The sequence below is a fragment of the Fusibacter sp. genome (assembly GCF_057447755.1).
The window spans coordinates 1-6,196 of the sequence record NZ_JBVBZF010000212.1 but is presented as its reverse complement, the minus strand read 5'-3'; the positions used below and the strand labels follow the sequence as shown (position 1 = coordinate 6,196).

The window sequence follows — 6,196 nt, the reverse complement described above, 5'->3', positions numbered from 1 at the left end:
TTACTAGAAAATGCCGAACTTCAATTAGAGGCAGTCATTCGGTCTATTTTAAACAAGGAAAAGGGGCCACATCCAAGCAAGAACCTGGGGCTTCAAGTCGTCAGCAATATTGCCCTCAAACTTGCAGTTCCCTTTCTTGGATTTAAAGACCTTCAAATTAACTCAGAAAAATGTAGTCAGTGCGGCCTCTGTTCAAAGGTATGCCCTGTGGAAAACATTACCCACACAGGTGACTATCCACACATGAATCAACAATGCGAAATGTGTTTTGCCTGTTTGCATCACTGTCCCGAGGAGGCCATTCGCTTTAAGAAAATGAAACCCCAATCTGGGTATCAGTATACCAATCCCAATATAACAATAAAAGAGATGCAGTCATAATTCTGCATCTCTTTTTTCGATAGGACTTAAATCCACAAAGTTTTAATTTTTATTTAGACCAGTTTTAATCAAGATGCTAAACTTAGGATTTCAGCGAGTGTATAACCTGACCTAACTTTTGCACACATTTCATCCCTTGCCCTGCTAAATGAGTCAAAGAGACATTTTGCTTCACCTTCATCCCCATAAACTTTCCAGTAACCACATAACTTACAATTTTGACCGTTATTTTTTATGAAACCCAATACGTCAACCAGAGGGTAACCTAAAAAAAGACCCACTTCATGTGGAAATTCCTTGAGTTCCATAATACGCGCCTTTAGGTGTTCTATTATCGTCTCTAAAGAACTGTACATTGGATAACCTTGAACCATGAGATATCCCCATATTTCGGGCGAATGCAAATGGTCCCACAACTTTTCACGGTTATAGACCAAGGTTAAATCTTTACAGTTGCAATGCCATAATAGAGTCATTGCAATAGAGTTGTCATCTAGGGCCTTTTTGGAAGTTGAAATGACTTCAAAGGGTTTATGAGAGATTAAGTTTGCAGGTTTTAAGCCCACTAATGTAGGGGCACAATGAAATGCTAAAATCTGATCAAAATTCAATAGACTTCTCCTTATTGATAATTATTATCACTTATACTTACTTAATGATAATGATTATCAATGGTTTTGTCAAGCTATTCTTCTTAAAATTTTTATCATTAAACATAATTTACCAAGCACCAAGCATTTAAACCCAATTAAAAAGGCGCTTCGCCAATCTAAAAACTAGATCAGCATAAGCGCCAATATTCCATGGTATTATTATAGTTTTTTTACAAATTCAGATTTCAATTTCATGGCGCCAAATCCATCAATCTTGCAATCAATGTCATGATCCCCATCAACAATCTTTATATTTTTCACTTTGGTTCCAATTTTAAGAACTGAAGAGCTGCCTTTAACCTTTAAATCCTTGATAATCGTAATCGAATCACCATCAGATAATATATTGCCATTTGCATCTCTTACGACCTTTTCATCGCTGTCCGTTTGGCCGTCTGAAGCGATTGCCCACTCATGCGCACATTCCGGGCAAACATAAAGTGTTCCAGATTCATAGGTATATTCTGAATTACATTTTGGGCAGTTAGGTAATTTAAACATAAACATTCTCCATTCTCAATTTACTAATCGTCAACGGCTATTATATTATCACAGACCTGACGTGTTGGCAAATTTTTGTTCATGTGTAATCAACCACTCTTTAACATCTAACCCTCCAGCATAGCCTGTAAGTCCACCATTAGCACCTATTACACGATGACATGGGATGACAATCATAATGGTGTTTTTACTATTGGCATGGCCCACGGCTCTTGATGCATTATGATTTCCACTTGCGATTGCCAGTGCTTTATAAGAAATCGTCACACCATAGGGGATGTCCATTAGGTGACGCCAAATTCTCTTTTGATACTCAGTACCTTGAGGGGAAAGGGGTAAATCAAAGCTTTTTCTTTGACCCTCAAAATACTCATATAACTGTATTTTGGCAAGCTCAGTTATGGTGTTTGGATTGGTTTCTAATGTGCCCGCCACCTCTTTTAACAGATCCAGTCTAAAGATACTTTGCCCATCACTTAGAATTTCAATTTTTCCAACGGGTGTTTCTATAATCTCCCTATAAAAATCAGTCATACAGACACCTCCATAAATAAAACGTCATATAAGCTTCATGTCCAGTCCACGCTTTTGCCATCTCCTCGATTTCTGTAATAGATGGCTTCTGTTCTCTTCCAAGTATATTCTTCAAGGCATTGTGAATGCCCACATCTGCTACTGGAAATGCCCTATTTATTTTAAGGCATTTAAGCATGATGTAATCCGCTGTCCAATTGCCAACACCTCTGACAGACAGCAATTTTTCCTTTAGGGTCATGTAATCATCCATTGAGCGCAGTGTTTCCGCATTCAGAACACCCTCACAGAAAAGGGATGCTACACCTATCACATATTCAGCCTTTCTTCCTGTGAACTGTAGTGCTTTCAAATCTGACACTGAAAGCTTAGAAAGCACTTGTGGCTCTGGAAACAAATAAAAAGATTGGCCATTATGTTGAAGTGATTCACCATAAGTTTCAACAAGTCGTTTTTTAAGGGTATAGGCAAACTTAAGATTGATTTGCTGACCGATGATTGACCAGCAAAACCCCTCAAACAGGTCGTTGATCTTTACAATTCTGAGCCCTCTATACTTTCGGATGACCCAATTTGCGATTTTATCCGTTTTTGATAGGGCATAAAAGGCATCCATATCAGCACCCAGATCAAATAAGTCTGAAACATAATCTCTTATATATCCTACAATATCTTGGTTCATTGGTTCGCCCTCTAAAAGAGTAACCTTAAGACCCTCCACATCTGAAAGCGATTCAATTTTTATAAGATAGGCTTGGGATTTGATTTTGATGAGTTTGACTATTGCCCCGTCTATTATTTTATGGAGGCACTCCAGTTCTGATCGGTTAAGATAGACCAAGCATTCCGAATAGCTAAAATCATCAGGGGTTATAATTCGAATTTCATTCATTAAAGGACTCACTTTCATAGGATACTCTATAGTCATTGGGCGATTTTCCCGTGATTGTCTTAAAGTGCTTATAGAAGCTAGATAAACTCGTAAAGCCGACATCATAAGCAATTTTCATGATTTCGTCATCGGTGTCTACAAGAAGTCTTTGAGCGCACTCTATTCGTGTTTCTATTAAAAAGACCCTTGGCGTCTTCAAATAAAGACTCTTAAAGACACGGACCAAATGACTTAAACTTACATTGTTCTGAGCTGCATATGCCTTAAAATCTATTGGTTTTGTAAACCCGGCCTTAATGTCCTCATACAAGTCACATGCTGTTTCTTGTATATCTTCAACTGTATTTCCTTCTGGCTCACATATTTTACACGGTCTAAAACCATTCGCTTTGGCTTCACTGAGGGTATCATAAAAGATGACGTTTTTTTCAAGCGGCTTTCTCGCCCTGCAGGAAGGCTTACAAAAGATGCCAGTCGTTTTCACAGCAGTATAGAAAATGCCATCATAATTAGAATCTCTAGTGATGAAGGCTTGCCATTTTTCTTTATGTGTTAAAATCATACCCGCCTCCCCAATGGGTTGAATGTCCCAAATTAGCCTTTACGCATTTTCTTTTTCCTTTTGGAAAATAAGAGCTATTATGCTTCTATTATACACCCATAACCGTCATTTTTTCTTCCTAGAATTGAGCAAGTAATTTTAAGGCAATAGAGAAACCTCACCCTTTCTCAAACTTGAGCTTGGTGAGGTTTAATAAGTATGGTATTTTGATATAGACTAAATTAAACTATTATAGTCCAAATCTTTTATGAGTTGGGTGATTGCTTGACACGTTTCCTTTAGCGTGTCACTAATGTAGTCAATTTTTTTATGCTCAAGCCTGGTCTTTGGACCCGATATGCTTACTGCCGCAATTATTTTATCATGATGATAAATTGGTGCTGCAATACAATATAAGCCATACTCATATTCCTCATCATCAATCGCAATGCCCTTTTGGGCTAATGATTCTATGTTTTCTAAAAATACTTTATGAGAAGTGATTGAATTAAGTGTTCTATTAGCATAAATATTGTGATTGAAATAAAAAGCCTGTGCATCATCGGATTTCTGAGATAAAAAAATCTTACCTGATGCCGAACAATTCAGAGGGCTTATAGGCGTTAGCCTTGAGACCAAAATAAAATTGTCATTTGGTGACTTATAGATATTTAAGGATTGCTCTTGGTACTCAATATTCAAGTTGACGCTTTCACCAATTTGTAAGGATAAAGCATTAATTAAAGGTTGAGCGATTTCAACCAAGGATGTTCTTGCTGCAATCTTTACACCATACTTAATAAGCCCAAGTCCCAATTTATAATCGTCGCTATCTATGTTCCGTTCAACGAACTTCCATTTTTCCAGTGAAGCTAATATTCTAAAAACAGTGGCTTTAGGTAATTTGAGATTGGAAGCAATATTACTGATGCCCACAGGTTTTTCAGATTGGTAAATATAATCCAGAATTTCACAGGTTCTATCTGTCATTGTATTAGAATGGTCCATATTTTGCCTCCTTATATAGTGAAAGTATACTATAATTTATGCGATATAAAAAGTGAAATTTTAGGGCTTTCATCTTTTTTTGAAACATCGTTTCAAAAATTGCTTGATTATTCTGAATATTTATCGTATCATTAATTAACCAGTGAAACGGCGTTTCAAATTTTAAGGAGGAGTATATCATGAGTATAAAAGAAGCAGAGATCTATTCTAAATTTTCAGTTACGCAAGTATTAAAATTTGTCATTCCCTCGCTAATCGGCTTAATTCTCTTTGTAATTCCATTGCCATGGGGCGGCGGAAACCTTACCATTGGCGTAGGCTATTTAGCATCACTATTTAATGCCAGTTATGGTGCACACTTACCTGCCTTTATGGTTTTCATCGTTGTTTTAAGTGCCCTTGTCACTTTATTTGCGACGGTTGTAAAGCCTAAACTTATTCTGAACAACAAATTTCTTTCAGAACTGTTTATCGTCAAGCCAACGATGCTCATATTAAGACTGATTGCAGCTGTATTTGCATATTCAGTATTGAACAAAGTGACACAATTTGGTTTAGATCACGTCTCGAACCCTAATACTGGCGGCGTTGTTATAAACGATCTATTTCCAGTCCTAGCGACATGGTTCTTTTTCTCAGGATTCTTCTTACCTCTATTAATGGAATTTGGTTCTATGGATTATTTGGGCACTTTAATTCGTAAATTCATGCGCCCCTTGTTTAAAGTCCCTGGTCGTTCTGCGATAGATGCCATTGCTTCATGGATTGGTTCTGGTCCTGTTGGGGTTGTTATCACAGATAAACAATATCGTGAAGGTTACTATACTGCCAAAGAAGCTTCTATTATCTCTGTATGCTTCTCACTGGTTTCACTTCCCTTTGCCGTTTTCATTGCAAGTTTCTTGGATTTATCTGTCAGTTTCCTAGCATTTTATGGCGCAATCAGTATCGCTTCACTTGCAGCTGCACTTATTCTTCCACGAATTTATCCTTTGAACAAGAAAAGTGACGCCTATATGGAAGGCATTGAAGTTCAAATCAACGAAGAAGTCCCTGAAGGCAAATCCCTTCACAATTGGGCTGTTGAAAACGGCATCATGAAAGCTGAAAAAGCACCTGGTCCAATTGGCTTAATGCTTTCCGGTCTTAAAACAGTTGCAGATGTTTACTTTAGTCTAATGCCAATCGTAATGCTCCTTGGAACTACTGCATTGATTATCGCAGAGTATACGCCCTTATTCACCATCATTTCACAGCCACTAATTCCCCTATATGCACTTCTTAATGTGCCCGATGCTTCTCTCGCTGCTTCAGCGACACTAGTGGGCTTTGCGGACATGTTTTTACCGGCAATCTTCGTAAAAGGATCTGATTATGAAATTACGCGATTTATAATTGGTGCCCTTTCTTTTACTCAGCTCATTTATTTAACAGAAACAGGTGCCATCATTTTGAGATCTAAGATTCCAGTTAACTTCAAAGACTTGTTTATTATTTTCCTAGAGAGAACTTTAATCACTTTGCCAATTATTGTATTGATTGCTCATGCTATTTTTTAATGAGGTGATATATTGAGACATAAATTTATTGCAAAAAGATATTGGAAAGACAAATCAACACCCATGGGTGCTGTGGATGAACTAGCACAAAAATACAATGATGTCATTGACTTAAGCCTAGGGGATC

At 37.4% G+C, this 6,196-nt stretch carries 8 protein-coding genes; 2 read left to right on the top strand and 6 right to left on the bottom strand.

Annotated elements, in window-relative coordinates; genetic code table 11:
• A partial coding sequence (locus AC220I_RS16700) for an EFR1 family ferrodoxin (protein WP_486724999.1) occupies positions 1–381 on the top strand: 381 nt, incomplete at its 5' end.
• A gap of 68 nt (positions 382–449) precedes the next feature.
• On the opposite strand, the gene AC220I_RS16695 is transcribed toward AC220I_RS16700, so the two are convergent.
• From AC220I_RS16695 to AC220I_RS16670, 6 genes are all read right to left on the bottom strand, one after another.
• On the bottom strand, positions 450–992 hold the full coding sequence (locus AC220I_RS16695; protein WP_486724998.1) for a DUF3793 family protein: 543 nt from the start codon (positions 990–992) through the stop codon (positions 450–452).
• Between the two features lie 201 nt (positions 993–1,193).
• Positions 1,194–1,535: a zinc ribbon domain-containing protein YjdM gene (locus AC220I_RS16690; RefSeq protein ID WP_486724997.1), complete on the bottom strand. Its 342-nt coding sequence runs from the start codon at positions 1,533–1,535 to the stop codon at positions 1,194–1,196.
• Positions 1,536–1,583: 48 nt separating this feature from the next.
• Complete coding sequence (locus AC220I_RS16685; RefSeq protein WP_486724996.1) at positions 1,584–2,069, bottom strand: methylated-DNA--[protein]-cysteine S-methyltransferase; 486 nt, start codon at positions 2,067–2,069, stop codon at positions 1,584–1,586.
• Complete coding sequence (locus tag AC220I_RS16680; RefSeq protein WP_486724995.1) at positions 2,062–2,961, bottom strand: DNA-3-methyladenine glycosylase family protein; 900 nt, start codon at positions 2,959–2,961, stop codon at positions 2,062–2,064. Before AC220I_RS16680 ends, AC220I_RS16685 begins: the two co-directional genes overlap by 8 nt.
• Positions 2,954–3,523, bottom strand: a complete 570-nt coding sequence (locus tag AC220I_RS16675; protein WP_486724994.1) for a bifunctional transcriptional activator/DNA repair enzyme AdaA — start codon at positions 3,521–3,523, stop codon at positions 2,954–2,956. Before AC220I_RS16675 ends, AC220I_RS16680 begins: the two co-directional genes overlap by 8 nt.
• A gap of 216 nt (positions 3,524–3,739) precedes the next feature.
• Positions 3,740–4,510 (bottom strand): IclR family transcriptional regulator, encoded by a 771-nt coding sequence (locus tag AC220I_RS16670; protein WP_486724993.1) that lies wholly within the window; start codon positions 4,508–4,510, stop codon positions 3,740–3,742.
• Between the two features lie 179 nt (positions 4,511–4,689).
• Between AC220I_RS16670 and AC220I_RS16665 the strand changes: the two genes are divergently transcribed.
• Positions 4,690–6,069 (top strand): YjiH family protein, encoded by a 1,380-nt coding sequence (locus tag AC220I_RS16665; protein WP_486724992.1) that lies wholly within the window; start codon positions 4,690–4,692, stop codon positions 6,067–6,069.
• Positions 6,070–6,196 lie beyond the last annotated feature (127 nt).